We start from the raw sequence: 14,198 nt of genomic DNA, 5'->3' as shown, positions 1-14,198 counted from the left end.
CTGGGTGTCGGTGGTTCGTAGCAAGATTGTCCGTGGACCATCATGGTCCATGCGAGAGATTGTCCCAGTCCCGTCCCACACAGGAGGACCTAGTGTCCGTACCCGAGCGCGAGCCGCTCCGTCTGATGGCGGTGCACGCGCACCCTGACGACGAGTCGAGCAAGGGCGCCGCCACGACGGCCCGCTATGCCGCGGAGGGGGTGGAGGTCCTCATCGTGACGTGCACGGGGGGCGAGCGGGGCGACATCCTCAACCCGTCGTACGAGGTGCCGGAAGGGCACGAGTTCGAGTCGATCGAGGGACGGCGCGCCGTGCGCCGGCTGGAGATGGACCGCGCGGCCGAGGCTATGGGCGTGCGCCAGCGGTGGCTGGGCTTCGTCGACTCGGGCCTGCCGGAGGGCGACCCGCTGCCGCCGCTCCCGGAGGGCTGCTTCGCGCTGGTGCCGCTGGAGGAGGCCGCTGCGCCGCTGGTACAGGCGGTGCGCGAGTTCCGGCCGCACGTGATGACGACGTACGACCCGTCGGGCGGCTACCCGCACCCGGACCACATCAAGTGCCACGAGGTGTCGTTCGAGGCGTTCCACGCAGCGGGCGACCCGGACCGCTACCCCGGCACGGGCGAGCCGTGGCAGCCGCTCAAGCTGTACTACAACCACGGCTTCTCGATGAAGCGCATCCGTGCGGTGCACGAGGCGATCGTCGGCGCGGGGCTGGAGTCGCCGTTCGGCGACTGGGTCGAGTCGCGGGACGCACACGAGGTCCCGGAGCGCCAGGTGACGACGCTGGTCCCGGTGGCCGACTACTTCCCGAACCGCGACGCCGCCCTCATGGCGCACGCCTCGCAGATCGACCCGGAGGGGTTCTTCTTCGCGGTGCCGCGCGACCTTGAGGTCGACGTGTGGCCGTGGGACGAGTACGAGCTCGCCGAGTCCCGGGTGCCGCTGCCCGAGCGCGCGGACGGCGAGTACGAGGAGGACCTGTTCGAGGGCGTCCGGTCGGAGGTCCCGGCATGAACCCGCTGATCGCCGGCGCCGTCGCCCTGACGACCGAACCGTCGCCGAACCCCACGGAGAACCAGCTCCGCCCGGGCCTGGAGGAGTGGCAGGTCTCGCCGGGCCTGATCGGCTTCCTGGTCACCTTCGCGCTCGCGGTCGCGTGCGTGCTCCTGTTCCTGAACATGACCAAGCACCTGCGCCGGGCCGGCCACAACGCCCGTGAGCAGGGCCTTCCGGTCGCCACTCCGGACGTCATCGGCTTCCGCCGGGAGGACGGCGATGGGCCTGGGTCCGACGGCCGCGGCTCCGATGGCCCTGGTTCGGGTGGCTCTGGATCCGGCGGCACGCCGGACCACAGCCCGTCGCCCAGCGAGGGCGGGGGATCGTCGTCCGGTAGTGGTTCCTCCGACAGCGGTTCCTCTGGCAGCAGCTCGTCCGGGAGTGGCGCCTCTGGTGGTGGGTCGTCCGGTGGTGGCTTCTTCAGCGGCTTCAGTGGTTTCGGCGGCGACAGCTCCTCCGGCGGCTCCGACGGCGGCAGCTCGGGTGGCTGAGATGGCCCAGCCGGGCGCCGCGGGCGGTGCGAGCGGCGTGGTGCGGGTGACGGTCGCCCAGGTGGCCGTCTCCGACGACCACGCCGCCAACCGCGAGACGATGCTGGATGCGTTCAAGGCAGCGGAGCGGGTCGAGGCGAACCTCCTGGTGCTGCCCGAGTACGCGTCCGCCTACGACCGCCACGGCGTGGGCCCGGAGCACGCGGAGCCGCTCGACGGGCCGTTCGTCACGCTCCTGCGGGAGCGGGCGCGCAAGACCGGCATCGCCGCGATCGCCGGCGTCACGCTGCCCGGCACGGACGGCGTCCGCGGCGTGAACGCGCTCGTGGTGGCCGACGGCGGTGGTGGGCTCGCCGGCGTCTACCGCAAGGTGCACCTGTACGACGCGTTCGGGTACCAGGAGTCCGAGCTGCTCGAACCGGGCCCCGCCGACGCCGACCCGGTCGTGCTGCCCCTGGGCGGGCTTACCTTCGGCGTCCTGACCTGCTACGACCTGCGGTTCCCCGAGTCGGCCCGCCGGCTGGTCGACGTCGGCGCCGACGTCCTGGTCTACCCGGCCGCGTGGGTCGCCGGCCCGCTCAAGGCCGACCACTGGCGCACGCTGCTCCGGGCGCGGGCGATCGAGAACACTGCGGTGGTGCTCGGCGTCGGCATGACGGGCAATGGCGTCACGGGGCGCACGCTGCTCGTGGGGCCGGACGGCGTCGTCGGCCTGGAGCTGGGCGAGGAGGCGGCCTACCGCACGGTCGACCTGGACCCGGCGCCGCTGGCGGCGGTCCGCAAGACCAACCCGTCGCTGGCGAACCGCCGCTACACGGTGGTGCCGACCGGCGCCTGACCTTCCGTGGTTGCGGCGTGCGGCTGCTGCCCCGTGGGTTGCGGCCTGCGGCCGACGCCCATGGCGCGGAGCCGTGGCTGGCGCCCACGGCCCGGCCTGCGGCCGACTCTCGTTGAGCATGTACTTGCTGCCAGAAGGGCGCCGGAACTGGCATTAAGTGCATGCTCAGCGGTAGTCAGGAGTCGGATGGTCAGGTGGTGAAGTGGTAGACGGCGGCGGTGGCGCCGTCGGCCCAGTGGTAGGCGGGGAGGAACCCTTCGTAACAGTGGCGGCCTGGTCGGGCGGGTTCGTCGTCGGGTACCCATTGGTAGGTGTGGCGGTTCTGGTCGGTGCCGACGCGGCGTAGCGTGACTGGGCGCCCGCAGTTCACGCACATTCCGTGCGGGATCTGCGCCTCGGTTGGTTCCGGCGCCGCCGAAGGTTCGATTGCCGATGGAGGTTCGGTTGCGGATGGGGGCGGGGGTGGGGTCACGGTGGTGAGGGCTTCGGAGGCGAAGTCCTCGTGCGCCTGGTCCTCGTGCGCCTGGTCCTCGTGCGCCTGGTCCTTTTGCGCCGGCTGCCCGACGACGGCACCGCTCATGGCGTGACCGCCAGGGAGCGCAGCACGTCGACCACGCCGTGCTGGTGGAGGGTTCCGGTGATCTCGTCGGCTGCGGCGCGGACCTCTTCCGATGCGTCGGCCATGGCGATGCCGCGGGCGGCCCAGGTCAGGGCCTCGATGTCGTTGGTGGAGTCGCCCACGGCCACGGTGCGCTCAGGTGGGACGCCGAGCCGGCGCCGGACGGCCTCCAGGGCAGTGGCCTTGGAGACGCCCCCTGCGGTGACGTCAATCAGGCCGACGTCGGCGCCGGGCGTCGCGGTGAGTCCGGCACGACGGAGCGGACCGATCAGGTGCCGTACCTCCGAGGCGCGCAGGACGACCCGTGGCGTGGTGACCTCGCCGAGCTCGTGGACCGGCAGCATGGTCTGCTCACCCCGCAGCAGGCCGGCCGGGAAGGGCTCACTCACGTAGTAGCCGACTCCGATCTCCTCGACGGCTATCGCCATGTCGTGCTGGCGGGCGTTGAGGGCGGCAGCCACTACCTGGCGCGCGTCCACCACCCGCACGTCGGAGAGATCGAAGTGGTGGCCACTGGGCGTGAGGTGCGTGATGACTGCGCCGTTCGACGCCACCGCCCACCCGCCGACCAGGTGGAGGGAGCGAGCGATCGGCAGCACCCCGGCTAGGGAACGCCCAGAGGCCAGCACGATGTGGTGACCGGCTTCGAGTGCCGCGGCGACGGCTGCCGCAGTGAGGTCGGGCACGTCCACGCTGCCGCTGTTGGTCAGAGTGCCGTCGATGTCCAGTGCGACCATCCACGCGCCGGTGTTTCTCGCCTCGGGTTCATCGGCCGCGGGATGATGGGACGCCGTCTTTACCGGGCGCGGCGGTGTGGACTGGTGCGGGGTAGTCAGCATCTTGTGCTCCGGGTCGATCGAGGTTCGAGAACCTGCGCGTGGCGGACTAATCGCCGCCCGAAATCAGGGAACCGGATCGGTCGGGATGTGCGTCACCATGTGTGCGCAACTGCCACATCGCAGCCACCAGCCGTTACGCTGAACCGGCCAGTCCCCTGGACAGTCGGAAGAGTGAACGGCATGGCCCGTGAACCCGAGAGCATTGCCCAGCAGCGTCGAGCCCTGGGGCAGATGCTCGCTGCGTTTCGCAAGGCCGCCAACCTGACCCAAGAACAACTCGCCAACGCCACGTTCCGTGATCGCTCAACAGTCACCCACATCGAGAACGGACGTGCCCGCGCCGACGAACGGTTCTGGCGAGTATGCGACGACACGGTCGAGGCCAACGGCGTCCTTCTGACGGGCTTTCACGGACTGATGGCCGCCAAGCAAGCCCACGAACAGCACGAACAGCGAACCCGACTCGCACGGGCCCGGGCACGTGCCAACTCGCTTAGCACGAACGCCACCGGCGCCCAGGGCGGCGCTGCGGCTGAGACTGACACGTCGAGCTTGGCGTACGCACTGGGCATGGTGGAGTCCGGGCAGCCCGACGGCCTCGGTATAGCAATCGATGCGCTGGACGAGGTCATCGCCTTCGGCTCTGACCGGCTTGCGACCGCTGGTCCGGCCTCAGTCCAGGCAGACCTGCTTACGGCCCGCCGGTTCGCTCGCTCGCTATTCGACAAGTACAAGCCGGTCGGGGCACAGGCCGCGGACATCCAAGCGGCAGCGGCCTGGTTGTCCAGTCTCCTAGCCGTCGCATCGTCCTACGCAGGTGACCACGTCTCTGCCCTCGTCTGGGCGCTGGACGCCCAGAATCGCGGTCAATTGGCGCGGCACCCGGTGATCTCCGGGTGGGCCTTGCTGACCCGCGCCACGATCTCCCACTATCAAGGTCACGCCGCTCGTTCCCTGGATCTGGCTCGTCAGGGCGCAGCCGTGGCACCAGCAGGGACGGTGGCATTCGCCAAACTGACCTGTCAGCAGATGCGCTCACACGCCTCGCTGGGCGACACCGACGGCATGCAATCTGCTCGCCGCCGCGCGCAGTCCGCGACCGCTGCTCTCGATGACAGCAGCAACGCTGGCGTGCACTCGATCGCGCGCGCCGCCGAGCCGCCGTACATGGCAGCCTCCTTACTACTGGTCGGAGAGCATGCGGAGGCCTCGACCATCACCGAGGACCTGATCGCCACGGCCTATCCCGAGGGTCGTGCCCGCAAGACCTCCAGCTACGCCCGGACTCTTCTTGTACTGGCCCTGGCGCAGGCTGGGCTCGGGAAAATGGATCAGGCCGCAGTGACCGGCACAGCTGCCCTGAGTGTGCCCGGTACTGTGTGGCCCACCATCGTCCTGGCCGGAAAGCTCGATCGTGCTCTCACTGGTGCCGGTGACCACGACGTGGCCGAGGTCTCCGAGTTCGCTGGTCTGTACCGTGACGCCGCACGCGACCTCGCAGCAGCAGGGAGCCAGAGGTGACCGATCGGCGTGAAACACCTCGACCCGGCGACGCGGCACCCGCGTACGCCGGCATCGACTTCAGCGTCGCCGAGATCAGCCCCGAGCAGGTTCCGCAGATCACCGCCTTCGTGGACATCGAGGCACCGCCGACCGGCCCGTCGGCCTACTTCGTGTTCGGCACCAACCAGACGCTGCCCGCCGACCTTGTCGCTGACCGCTACAGGCAGGGGCTGGCCCCGCTGATCATCGTGACCGGCGGCATCAACCGGCACAACGGCATCGTCGAAGGGCACGTCCTGCGCGACCTGCTCATCGAACGAGGCGTGGCCGAGGACGTGATCCGTGTCGAAGCGGAGTCGTCAGACACCTGGCGGAACGTCCAGAATTCCGCCGCGTTCCTCGACGAGGCCGTCCGGCGCGGTCTGCCGGTCACGGCGGTGTCCAAGTGGTACCACCGGCGCTCCATCCAGATCCTTGCCGCCGTGCACCCCACCGCGGTGCCGTTGTACGGGCTGAGCTACGAGCCGGTCTACTCTGGTGCTCCGATCACCCGGGACACCTGGCCTGAGCACCCTGACGGACGACGACGCGTCGTCCGCGAATGGCAGGAAAGCCGCCGGCGTATTGCCGACGGCACCTTTGCACCGCTCAAGCGAACCACCGAAGGGTTCGTCCCGGATCGACGCTAGTGAGTAGCGCCCTGCTCGCACGCTCCGACCCGGCCTTCCGCCTCAGGCATCAAGACCCTTCACGTACTCCTCGAAGGGCACCGACTCGGCCAGCGCAATCCGCTGGTACTCGATGAACCGAGAAACGTCGCCCTCGAACACTTGTCACGACATGGACCCGCCCCTTCGACTTCCCCTCGGCGCGCACCCGCTTCAGGTCGTCGGTGTACTCGTTCGAGTAGGCGTACGGGTCGATACGCTCGCCCGCAAGAAACGCACGAAACTCGTCATCTTCCTGCGACACGCGATACTCCGGCAGCGTTTCAAGGCGCCATGCTTCGCTGCGGAAATCCAGAAACTTGGCGTCCCACGCCTCACCATCCAAGAGCACGCGTAACCTCCCTCAGCGCCGATCTCGGGATCTCCACACACCTCGACCCCCTCGTGCGCTTCGACGGTACGAGCATCGGTGCTCGCCGTCCATGCAGCAGCGACAATATTTGCGTGCCGGGTAGGAAGGGAGCACCCGTGTCGATCCAGGTAGCCGTCTGCGGTCCCCGCGACTGCACCGACCAGGACGAGGAGAACGCGCGCGAGATCGGCCGCCTCCTGGCCCGGGCCGACGCCGTCGTCCTCAATGGCGGCGGCACCGGGGTGATGGCGGCGGTCTCCGCAGGGGCCCGCGCTGCCGGCGGTCTGGTCATCGGGGTTCTGCCCGGCGCAACCCGCGCCGGCGCTAACCCCGACCTCGATGTGGTCCTGACCACCAACATGGGAGAAGCGCGCAACGCGATCCTGATCTCGTCGGCCGACGCCGTGATCGTCGTCGGCGGATCGTGGGGCACGCTTTCCGAGCTCGCGCTCGCCCGGCGTCGGAACGTGCCGGTCATCAGCATCGGCGGCTGGCAGCTCGTCGACGCCGACGGGCACCCGGTTCCCGATGCGCCGCCCAACGTCGCCACCCCGGCGGACGCAGTGGCGTTCGCGCTGGAGCAGGGATCGCCCGGCGCGTCACCGTGACCAAGTGCCCGCCGGGTTTCGGGCACGGTCGAAGGTCGTGTCCAGGCGCTCGCCGCGCGGGCAAGATGGCTCCATCCGTCGTCGGAGGGAGCGCGCCATGGTGGGCAGCCGAGGGTTCAGGTCGAGCGTGCGGGCACTTGCGTCAGCGGTGCTCGCCGTGGGGTTGGCTGCGACGGTGATGGCGCAGGCCTCCGCCGTCGGGCAGCCGGAAGGTGCGGAAGCCACAGCCCAGGCCGCGCACGGCCCGGTACCAGTCGTCTACGACTCCGACCTCGACTTCGACGACGCCGCAACCCTCCTGTACCTCTGCCAGGCGGACAAGCGTGGCCTGATCGACCTGCGTGCCGTCACCGTCGTCAACAACGGGGTGGGCACGCCGGGCCGTTCGCTCACGCACGCGCGGACCATCCTGGCGGGCTGCGGCCTGCCCCACGTGCCGGTCGCGGACGGTTCCGAGGAGTGGGTCAACGAGCCGCCGCCCGAGGCGCGTGAGCTGTTCGAGCAGGTGCTCAGCGGTGCGCTGGGCGACGCCGGCGTGCCGGACGAGCCGGGGGAGACGTCGGCGGCCGAGCTCATCGCCACCACGGTCCGCGCGTCGCGGACCCCCGTGACCGTCCTGACCACGGGGCCGCTGAGCAACCTGTCCGCGGCGCTGGACCGGATGAGCCCGCGCACGATCAGCGACCGCCTGGGCCGGGTCGTCGTCATGGGCGGGGCGTTCGACGTCGGCGGCAACCTGTTCGGCTCGACCACCGGGGGCTTCGACAACACCCAGGAGGTCAACATGTGGATCGACCCGGCGGCGGCCGACCACGTGTTCGCCACCGTTCCCCGCGCCCGCGTGCGCATCGTCGCGCTGGACGCGACCAACCACGCGCCCATCACGCCCGCCTACGTGGACCGGCTGGGCGCGCAGGCCACCACGTACGAGGCGCGGACGGTGCACGCGATCGTGACGCAGCCGGGCATGCCGGAGTTGATCGGGCAGGGCGTCATGTTCTGGTGGGACGCGCTGGCGGCCGTGTCGCTGGTGACGGGCGACGCCGTCGAGTACCGGGTGCGCCCGGTCGACGTCGTGCTGGACGGGCCGTCGTCCGGCCGCACGGTGGACGTGGCGGGAGGCACGCCGCAGCACGTGAGCACGACGGCGGACGGCGCGCTGTTCGAGAACCTGTTCCTCACCGGCCTCAACGGAGGGTGAGGGCGGGCGCCGTCAGATCGCCAGGTTGGCCAGGTAGATCGCGACCACGTGGCACGCGAACCCGACCACGGTGAACACGTGGAAGATCTCGTGGAAGCCGAACCAGGCCGGGCTGGGGTCGGGCTTCTTGGTGCCGTAGACGACGGCGCCCGCCGTGTAGGCGACGCCGCCCGCCAGGATCAGCCACACGACGGCGGGACCGCCGACGGCCCAGAACTGGCCCATGTAGGCCACGGCCACCCAGCCGAGGGCAACGTAGACCGGCACGTAGACCCAGCGGGGCGCGTTCAGCCAGAAGATCCGGGCCAGCATCCCCACCAGGCCGCCGCCCCAGACCAGCGCGAGCAGCACCGTCGCCTGGCTCGGGGGCAGGAGCAGCACCGCGAGCGGCGTGTAGGTGCCCGCGATGATCAGGAAGATGTTGGTGTGGTCGAGCCGCCGCAGCACGGCGTCGGTGCGGGCCGACCAGTTGCCGCGGTGGTACACCGCTGAGGTGCCGAACAGGAGGCAGGCGGTCAGGCCGAACACCGAGGCGGACACCTTGCCCGCCATGGTGGGGGCCAGCGCGATCAGCACGATGCTCGCGGCGAGGGCGAACGGGAACGTGCCCGCGTGGATCCAGCCGCGCAGCCGGGGCTTGATCTTCTGGTCCACGGTCGTGGACACGGAGGTGGAGATCACCTGCACGACGTCGGTGGCCTTGTCGCGCACGTCGTCGAACGTGTCAGCGACCTTGCTCGTGACCTCGTCCAGGCGGCCGGCCGAGCGGTCGGGCCCGTCTGCTTGAGCTACCACGCTGGTCTCCTCACCTCCGGCAACCGGCGCCCACTCGGTGCCGGGCGCTACCTACGGTTGCGTAAGTTACTCCAGCGTAGGTTAGGGGAACGCAGGCCGGACAGGGGCCTTGTGAAGATCCTGCGCCGGGTTGGCGGGAGTCGGCCGCCAAGCGCCCACGACCGGCCGGGGTGAGCCGGAACGCCTATGTTCGAGGGGTACCTTTGTCCACGTCCCGCCGGGTACTCGACCCAGCGCCAGAGCTGTCGTGCGGACCGCGCCCTGCGGCTCCCACGGCCCGACCCCCTGAGGTATCCGTGCGCCTGCCCAGCCCGCTGTACCGCCTCTACGAGCGACGTCTGGCATCCAGCTTGCACGGCGCCACGCTGCCCCGGCACATCGGCGTGATGCTCGACGGAAATCGCCGCTGGGCACGCTCGTTCGGCGAGACGGCGGCGACGGGCCACCGGCGCGGGGCCGACAAGATCGCCGAGTTCCTCGGCTGGGCCGAGTCGCTGGGCATCGAGGTGGTCACGCTGTGGATGCTCTCGACGGACAACCTCAGCCGGTCGGCCGACGAGCTGAGCGACCTCCTGGACATCATCGAGGACGCCGTCTCGGACCTCGCCGAGTCCGGCCGCTGGCGTCTGCGCGTGATCGGCCGGCTCGACCTGCTCCCCGCGCGCCTGGCCGCCGCCCTGCGCGCGGCGGCCGACCGGACCGCGGGCGTGAAGGGGCTGCAGGTCAACGTCGCGATCGGGTACGGCGGCCGCACCGAGATCGCCGACGCCGTCCGCTCCTACCTCACCGAGCGCGCGAAGGACGGGGCGACGCTCGCTGACCTCGCCGAGTCGATCGACGTCGAGCACATCGCGGAGCACCTGTACACGAAGGGTCAGCCGGACCCGGAGCTGGTCATCCGGACCTCGGGCGAGCAGCGCATCGGCGGGTTCCTGATGTGGCAGAGCCAGCACAGCGAGTTCTACTTCTGCGAGGCCTACTGGCCCGCGTTCCGGCGCGTGGACTTCCTGCGCGCGCTGCGCGACTTCTCTCTCCGGGAACGCCGTCTGGGGCGCTGACGACACGCCGTCCGCGGGTGCTCGGAGCGGGTCGGAAACCGGTTATTCGTATGGCGAAATTCATCACCACCCGCCCAGGTAGGTGCGTGAAAGTTCAGTCAGGTAGCGTGCCAAAGATGACGAGGGAGGGCGCGCTGATGACCGAGCGCCGTGCGCCGTCGGCACGTGAGGCCGCCGAGGCATGGGAGTCGCTGTTCCGCGCTCAGGTGACGGTGATGCGTCGGCTGCTGGCCGACGACATCTGGGGTGACCTGAGCATGCGTGAGTACGACGTGCTGTTCACGCTCGCCGTCGCCCCCGAGGGGACGCTCCGGCTGCGTGAGCTCAACGAGAACATCCTGATGGCGCAGTCCTCCCTGTCACGCATGGTGGAGCGCCTCGAGAAGCGCGGCCTGGTGCGCAGGCACCCCGCGCCCGACGACGGCCGCGGCGTGCTGGTGAGCCTCACCGAGGAGGGCTCCTCGATCCAGAAGGAGCTCGGGCGCAGGCACGTGCGGTCCATCGCGCACTACGTGGCGCCCGCCATGGACGCCGAGGACCTCGCCCGGCTGCGGACGCTCGCGGACACGCTGCGCGGCGCCCAGGTCGACATCGACGACTTCTGACCTGTCGCACCTGGTCGCGCGCGTCTGGGCTGGTCAGGCGGGCTGTGGCCCGGTCATACGGAGCGTGCCCGGTCGCGGAGCGCTTCCACCACCACGCGCACGGCGGCCCGGTCCATCGTGGTGCGGCGCGCCAGGAGATGGATGTCGCGGCGCGGCGGGTCGACGAGGTCGAGCGTGCGCACGGCGTAGCGGTCGTGGACGGCGAGCAGCGGCAGCAGCGTGATCGACAGCCCGGCCTCGACGTGGCGCAGCAGGGTGCCGTGGCTCTCGAACCTCGCCACCGTCCTCGGCGTGAAACCGGCGCGCCGGCAGAGGCGTTCGGCGAGGTCGGCGAGGTGCGCGCCGGGGTGCTCGAAGGCCCACGGCTCGTTCGCGAGCGTGGCAAGGTCGACGCGGCTGGAGCGCTCGCCGGTGGCCGTGTCGCGTGCCGTCACGAGTACCACGCGGTCGCCCGAGAGCGGCAGGCGGGTGAGGTCGGCGTCGGGCGGCACGGGAGCGTCGGGAAAGTCGGCGCAGACGGCGAGGTCCACCTCGCCCCGCTGCAGCGCAACCCGGCTGACCAGGGGTTCCGCCTCGGTGAGCTGGACCGAGATCCGGGGGTGCTCCTCGGCGAGGGCCGCGACGGCCGGCACCACGATGCCGTGGAACGCGCTGGTGAACGCGGCCAGCCGCACCACGCCCGTCGGCTCGGAGCGTAGGCCCGCGATGTCGGCCTCCGCGGCCTCGATCCGGTCGAGGATCTCGGCGGCGTGGGCCGCGAGGGTGACGCCGGCGGGGGTGAGCCGCAGGCGCCGTCCGGCCCGTTCGAAGAGCTGGGCCTTCGACTCGGCCTCCAGCGTGGCGAGCTGCTGCGAGACGCTGGACGGGCTCATGTGGGCTGCGGAGGCCACGGCGCGTACCGTGCCGAGCAGGTGGAGCTGGTGCAGGAGGCGGAGGCGCCAGGGGTTGAGCATGGGCCTATTTTTGTGCAGGAACGCCGAACATTCTATTCGGGAACGTGACCTGGACCCGCACACAAAAGCGTGCTTACCGTCAGCACATGAACATCGGCGTTCCCACGGAGATCAAGAACAACGAGAGCCGGGTCGCGCTCACCCCTGCCGGCGCCCACGAGCTGGTCCGCCGTGGGCACGACGTGCTGGTGCAGTCCGGCGCGGGGCAGGGCTCCGGCTTCACCGACGACGCGTACCGGCTCGCCGGCGCGCGCACCGTCGACACCGCCGAGGAGGTCTGGGCCTCGGCCGACCTGCTGGTCAAGGTCAAGGAGCCGATCGGCCCCGAGTACGCGCTCATGCGCCCGGACCTGACCCTGTTCACCTACCTGCACCTCGCGGCGTCGAAGCCCTGCACCGACGCACTGCTCGCCGCGGGCACCACGGCCATCGCGTACGAGACCGTGCAGCTCCCGGACCGCTCGCTGCCGCTGCTGAGTCCGATGAGCGAGGTCGCCGGGCGGCTGTCCGCGCAGGTGGGGGCCTACCACCTGATGCGGCCGCACGGCGGCACCGGCGTGCTGATGGGCGGGGTGCCCGGCACCCCGAAGGCCAAGGTCGTGGTGATCGGCGGCGGGGTGGCCGGCGAGCACGCGGCGGCGAACGCGCTCGGCATGGGCGCCGACGTCACCGTCCTGGACGTGTCCCTGCCCGCGCTGCGCCGGCTCGAGCTGCGGTTCGGCGGGGCGGTGGCCACCCGCGCGTCGACGACGTACGAGATCGCGGAGCAGGTCGAGACCGCCGACCTGGTGATCGGGTCGGTCCTGGTGCCGGGCGCCGCGGCGCCCAAGCTCGTGACCGACGCGATGGTCAAGTCGATGAAGCACGGCGCAGTGCTCGTCGACATCGCCATCGACCAGGGCGGCTGCTTCGAGCACTCGCGCCCCACCACGCACGACGAGCCGACCTTCGCCGTGCACGACACCCTCTACTACTGCGTGGCGAACATGCCCGGAGCGGTGCCCGCGACGTCCACCCGGGCCCTGACGAATGCGACCCTGCCGTACGTCGCGGCGCTCGCCGACCGGGGGTGGCGCGCGGCGCTGCGCGCCGACCCGGCGCTCGCCCGCGGCCTGAGCACGCACGCCGGGCACATCACCAACGCAGGGGTCGCCGAGGCGTTCGGCGCCGAGGCGGTTCCGGTGGCCGAGATCCTGGCGGGCTGAACCCGCGGACGGCCTACGATCGGCGCGTGAATCCGCTGCGTGTCGTCGTCTGCCCCGACTCGTTCAAAGGCAGCCTGTCCGCGTCCGAGGTCGCGTCCGCCGTCGGCGACGGCGTGCTGGACGCCGCACCCGACGCCGTCGTGACGCGCCTGCCCATGGCCGACGGCGGCGAGGGCACCCTCGACGTCCTGCTCGCCGTCTGGGGCGGGGAACCGCTGACGGTCGCCACGGTGGACGCCATCGGGCGGCCCACCACGGCGCGGTGGGCCGTGTCGCCCGACGGGCGCACCGCCGTCGTCGAGCTCGCGGAGGCCAGCGGCCTGCCCGGCGTCGCCGACGTGCCCGCGCAGCCGCTGCACGCGAGCACGCGCGGGACGGGCGACGTCGCGCGTGCGGCGCTCGACGTCGGCGTGGAGGAGATCCTCGTCTGCCTGGGCGGCTCCGCCTCCACCGACGGCGGTTCGGGCATCCTCACCGGCCTGGGTGCCCGCCTCCTCGACGCGTCCGGGCGGCAGGTGCCCGACGGCGGGGAAGGGCTCGCCTCTGTGGCGTCCCTCGACCTGTCCGGGCTGCACCCGCGGGCGCGCGAGGTGCGCTGGCGGCTGGCCGTCGACGTGACCAACCCGCTGGTGGGCGAGCACGGCGCCGCGCAGGTGTTCGGGCCGCAGAAGGGTGCCCGCGGCGCCGTGGCCGATTTTCTCGACGGCGCGCTGCGGCACTGGGCAGAGGTGCTGGCGCGGGAGACGGGGACTGCTGTCGCCGAGCTGCCGGGGGCCGGCGCCGCCGGCGGTGTGCCCGCCGGGCTGGTCGCGATGCTCGGGGCCGAGACGACGCCGGGTGCCGAGCTCGTGGCCGAGGCCGTGGGCCTGCCCGCCGCGCTCGCGGACGCCGACCTGGTGATCACGGGGGAGGGGTCCTTCGACTCGCAGTCGGTCAACGGCAAGGTGGCCGACGGCGTCGCGCGCCTCGCCGCCGCGTCGCCCACCCGGCCGCCGGTCGTTGTGGTGGCCGGTCAGGTGCTGCTCCCGGAGGCGCAGGCCCGGGCGGCGGGGATCGCGGCGGCCTTCTCGATAGCGCCGGGCCCGATCGAGCTGGACGACCTGATCGCCCGCACGACGCCGCGGCTGCGCGACCTCGCGGCTGCTGTGACGAGTTTGGTTGGTGCGGGACGGGGGTAGTCCTGTTTGGCCGCCGGGCTTGTGCGGCGTCGGCAGTTGGCGTCGGGGCCGGGAGCCTGTTCCCGCGGAGCTGGGGGTGTGCTCTGGGAGGTTGGCAGTTTGGGCCTGTGAGGCGGCAGTCTGCTCGGCGGGGTCGGCAGTTCGCTCTGTGGGCCGGTCGTCCGCTCGGC

The 14,198-nt window shown here is 71.3% G+C and carries 16 protein-coding genes; 11 read left to right on the top strand and 5 right to left on the bottom strand.

Annotated features, from left to right (window positions below; translation table 11 throughout):
- Positions 1-125: 125 nt before the first annotated feature.
- The 3 genes from mca to AC0QU1_RS22570 are packed head-to-tail and all read left to right on the top strand — an operon-like array spanning position 126 to position 2,384.
- Positions 126-1,013, top strand: a complete 888-nt coding sequence (mca, locus tag AC0QU1_RS22580) for a mycothiol conjugate amidase Mca (protein ID WP_483576787.1) — start codon at positions 126-128, stop codon at positions 1,011-1,013.
- Positions 1,010-1,546, top strand: a complete 537-nt coding sequence (locus AC0QU1_RS22575) for a hypothetical protein (RefSeq protein ID WP_483572601.1) — start codon at positions 1,010-1,012, stop codon at positions 1,544-1,546. The genes mca and AC0QU1_RS22575 overlap by 4 nt, the downstream gene beginning before the upstream one ends.
- Before the next feature lies 1 nt (position 1,547).
- Positions 1,548-2,384, top strand: a complete 837-nt coding sequence (locus AC0QU1_RS22570; RefSeq protein ID WP_483572600.1) for a carbon-nitrogen hydrolase family protein — start codon at positions 1,548-1,550, stop codon at positions 2,382-2,384.
- Between the two features lie 190 nt (positions 2,385-2,574).
- Here AC0QU1_RS22570 and AC0QU1_RS22565 read toward each other — a convergent pair whose 3' ends face one another.
- A complete protein-coding gene (locus tag AC0QU1_RS22565; RefSeq protein ID WP_483572599.1) occupies positions 2,575-2,964 on the bottom strand; it encodes a hypothetical protein in 390 nt (129 codons plus the stop codon).
- Complete coding sequence (locus AC0QU1_RS22560) at positions 2,961-3,842, bottom strand: HAD family hydrolase (protein WP_483572598.1); 882 nt, start codon at positions 3,840-3,842, stop codon at positions 2,961-2,963. The genes AC0QU1_RS22565 and AC0QU1_RS22560 overlap by 4 nt, the downstream gene beginning before the upstream one ends.
- 180 nt (positions 3,843-4,022) lie before the next feature.
- On the opposite strand from AC0QU1_RS22560, the gene AC0QU1_RS22555 reads away from it, so the two are divergent.
- Positions 4,023-5,363: a helix-turn-helix domain-containing protein gene (locus AC0QU1_RS22555; RefSeq protein WP_483576785.1), complete on the top strand. Its 1,341-nt coding sequence runs from the start codon at positions 4,023-4,025 to the stop codon at positions 5,361-5,363.
- 110 nt (positions 5,364-5,473) lie between these two features.
- Positions 5,474-6,034 (top strand): YdcF family protein, encoded by a 561-nt coding sequence (locus AC0QU1_RS22550; protein ID WP_483572597.1) that lies wholly within the window; start codon positions 5,474-5,476, stop codon positions 6,032-6,034.
- A gap of 49 nt (positions 6,035-6,083) precedes the next feature.
- Here AC0QU1_RS22550 and AC0QU1_RS22545 read toward each other — a convergent pair whose 3' ends face one another.
- Positions 6,084-6,404, bottom strand: a complete 321-nt coding sequence (locus tag AC0QU1_RS22545) for a DUF6879 family protein (RefSeq protein ID WP_483572596.1) — start codon at positions 6,402-6,404, stop codon at positions 6,084-6,086.
- A gap of 137 nt (positions 6,405-6,541) precedes the next feature.
- On the opposite strand from AC0QU1_RS22545, the gene AC0QU1_RS22540 reads away from it, so the two are divergent.
- Both AC0QU1_RS22540 and AC0QU1_RS22535 read left to right on the top strand, forming a co-directional pair.
- The gene (locus AC0QU1_RS22540; protein WP_483572595.1) at positions 6,542-7,033 is read left to right on the top strand and encodes a TIGR00725 family protein; all 492 of its coding nucleotides are present in this window, start codon (positions 6,542-6,544) and stop codon (positions 7,031-7,033) included.
- A gap of 97 nt (positions 7,034-7,130) precedes the next feature.
- Positions 7,131-8,234, top strand: a complete 1,104-nt coding sequence (locus tag AC0QU1_RS22535) for a nucleoside hydrolase (RefSeq protein WP_483572594.1) — start codon at positions 7,131-7,133, stop codon at positions 8,232-8,234.
- Positions 8,235-8,246: 12 nt separating this feature from the next.
- On the opposite strand, the gene trhA is transcribed toward AC0QU1_RS22535, so the two are convergent.
- Positions 8,247-9,029 carry a PAQR family membrane homeostasis protein TrhA gene (trhA, locus tag AC0QU1_RS22530; protein ID WP_483572593.1) on the bottom strand — a complete coding sequence of 261 codons (783 nt, stop codon included), beginning with the start codon at positions 9,027-9,029 and terminating at the stop codon, positions 8,247-8,249.
- A 296-nt stretch (positions 9,030-9,325) separates the two neighbouring features.
- Between trhA and AC0QU1_RS22525 the strand changes: the two genes are divergently transcribed.
- Together AC0QU1_RS22525 and AC0QU1_RS22520 are read left to right on the top strand one after the other, a co-directional pair.
- Positions 9,326-10,087, top strand: a complete 762-nt coding sequence (locus tag AC0QU1_RS22525) for an isoprenyl transferase (RefSeq protein ID WP_483572591.1) — start codon at positions 9,326-9,328, stop codon at positions 10,085-10,087.
- 116 nt (positions 10,088-10,203) lie between these two features.
- Positions 10,204-10,692, top strand: coding sequence for a MarR family winged helix-turn-helix transcriptional regulator (locus AC0QU1_RS22520; protein ID WP_483572590.1), 489 nt, complete (start codon positions 10,204-10,206; stop codon positions 10,690-10,692).
- A 53-nt stretch (positions 10,693-10,745) separates the two neighbouring features.
- On the opposite strand, the gene AC0QU1_RS22515 is transcribed toward AC0QU1_RS22520, so the two are convergent.
- On the bottom strand, positions 10,746-11,645 hold the full coding sequence (locus AC0QU1_RS22515) for a LysR substrate-binding domain-containing protein (RefSeq protein WP_483572589.1): 900 nt from the start codon (positions 11,643-11,645) through the stop codon (positions 10,746-10,748).
- An 86-nt stretch (positions 11,646-11,731) separates the two neighbouring features.
- Here AC0QU1_RS22515 and ald point away from each other — a divergent pair, with 86 nt between their 5' ends.
- A complete protein-coding gene (gene ald, locus AC0QU1_RS22510) occupies positions 11,732-12,850 on the top strand; it encodes an alanine dehydrogenase (protein ID WP_483572588.1) in 1,119 nt (372 codons plus the stop codon).
- Between the two features lie 26 nt (positions 12,851-12,876).
- Positions 12,877-14,028, top strand: a complete 1,152-nt coding sequence (locus tag AC0QU1_RS22505) for a glycerate kinase (protein WP_483572586.1) — start codon at positions 12,877-12,879, stop codon at positions 14,026-14,028.
- Positions 14,029-14,198: the final 170 nt, after the last annotated feature.

It is taken from the genome of Promicromonospora noduliphila, assembly GCF_056951025.1.
This window is presented reverse-complemented; position numbering and strand designations above follow the sequence as displayed.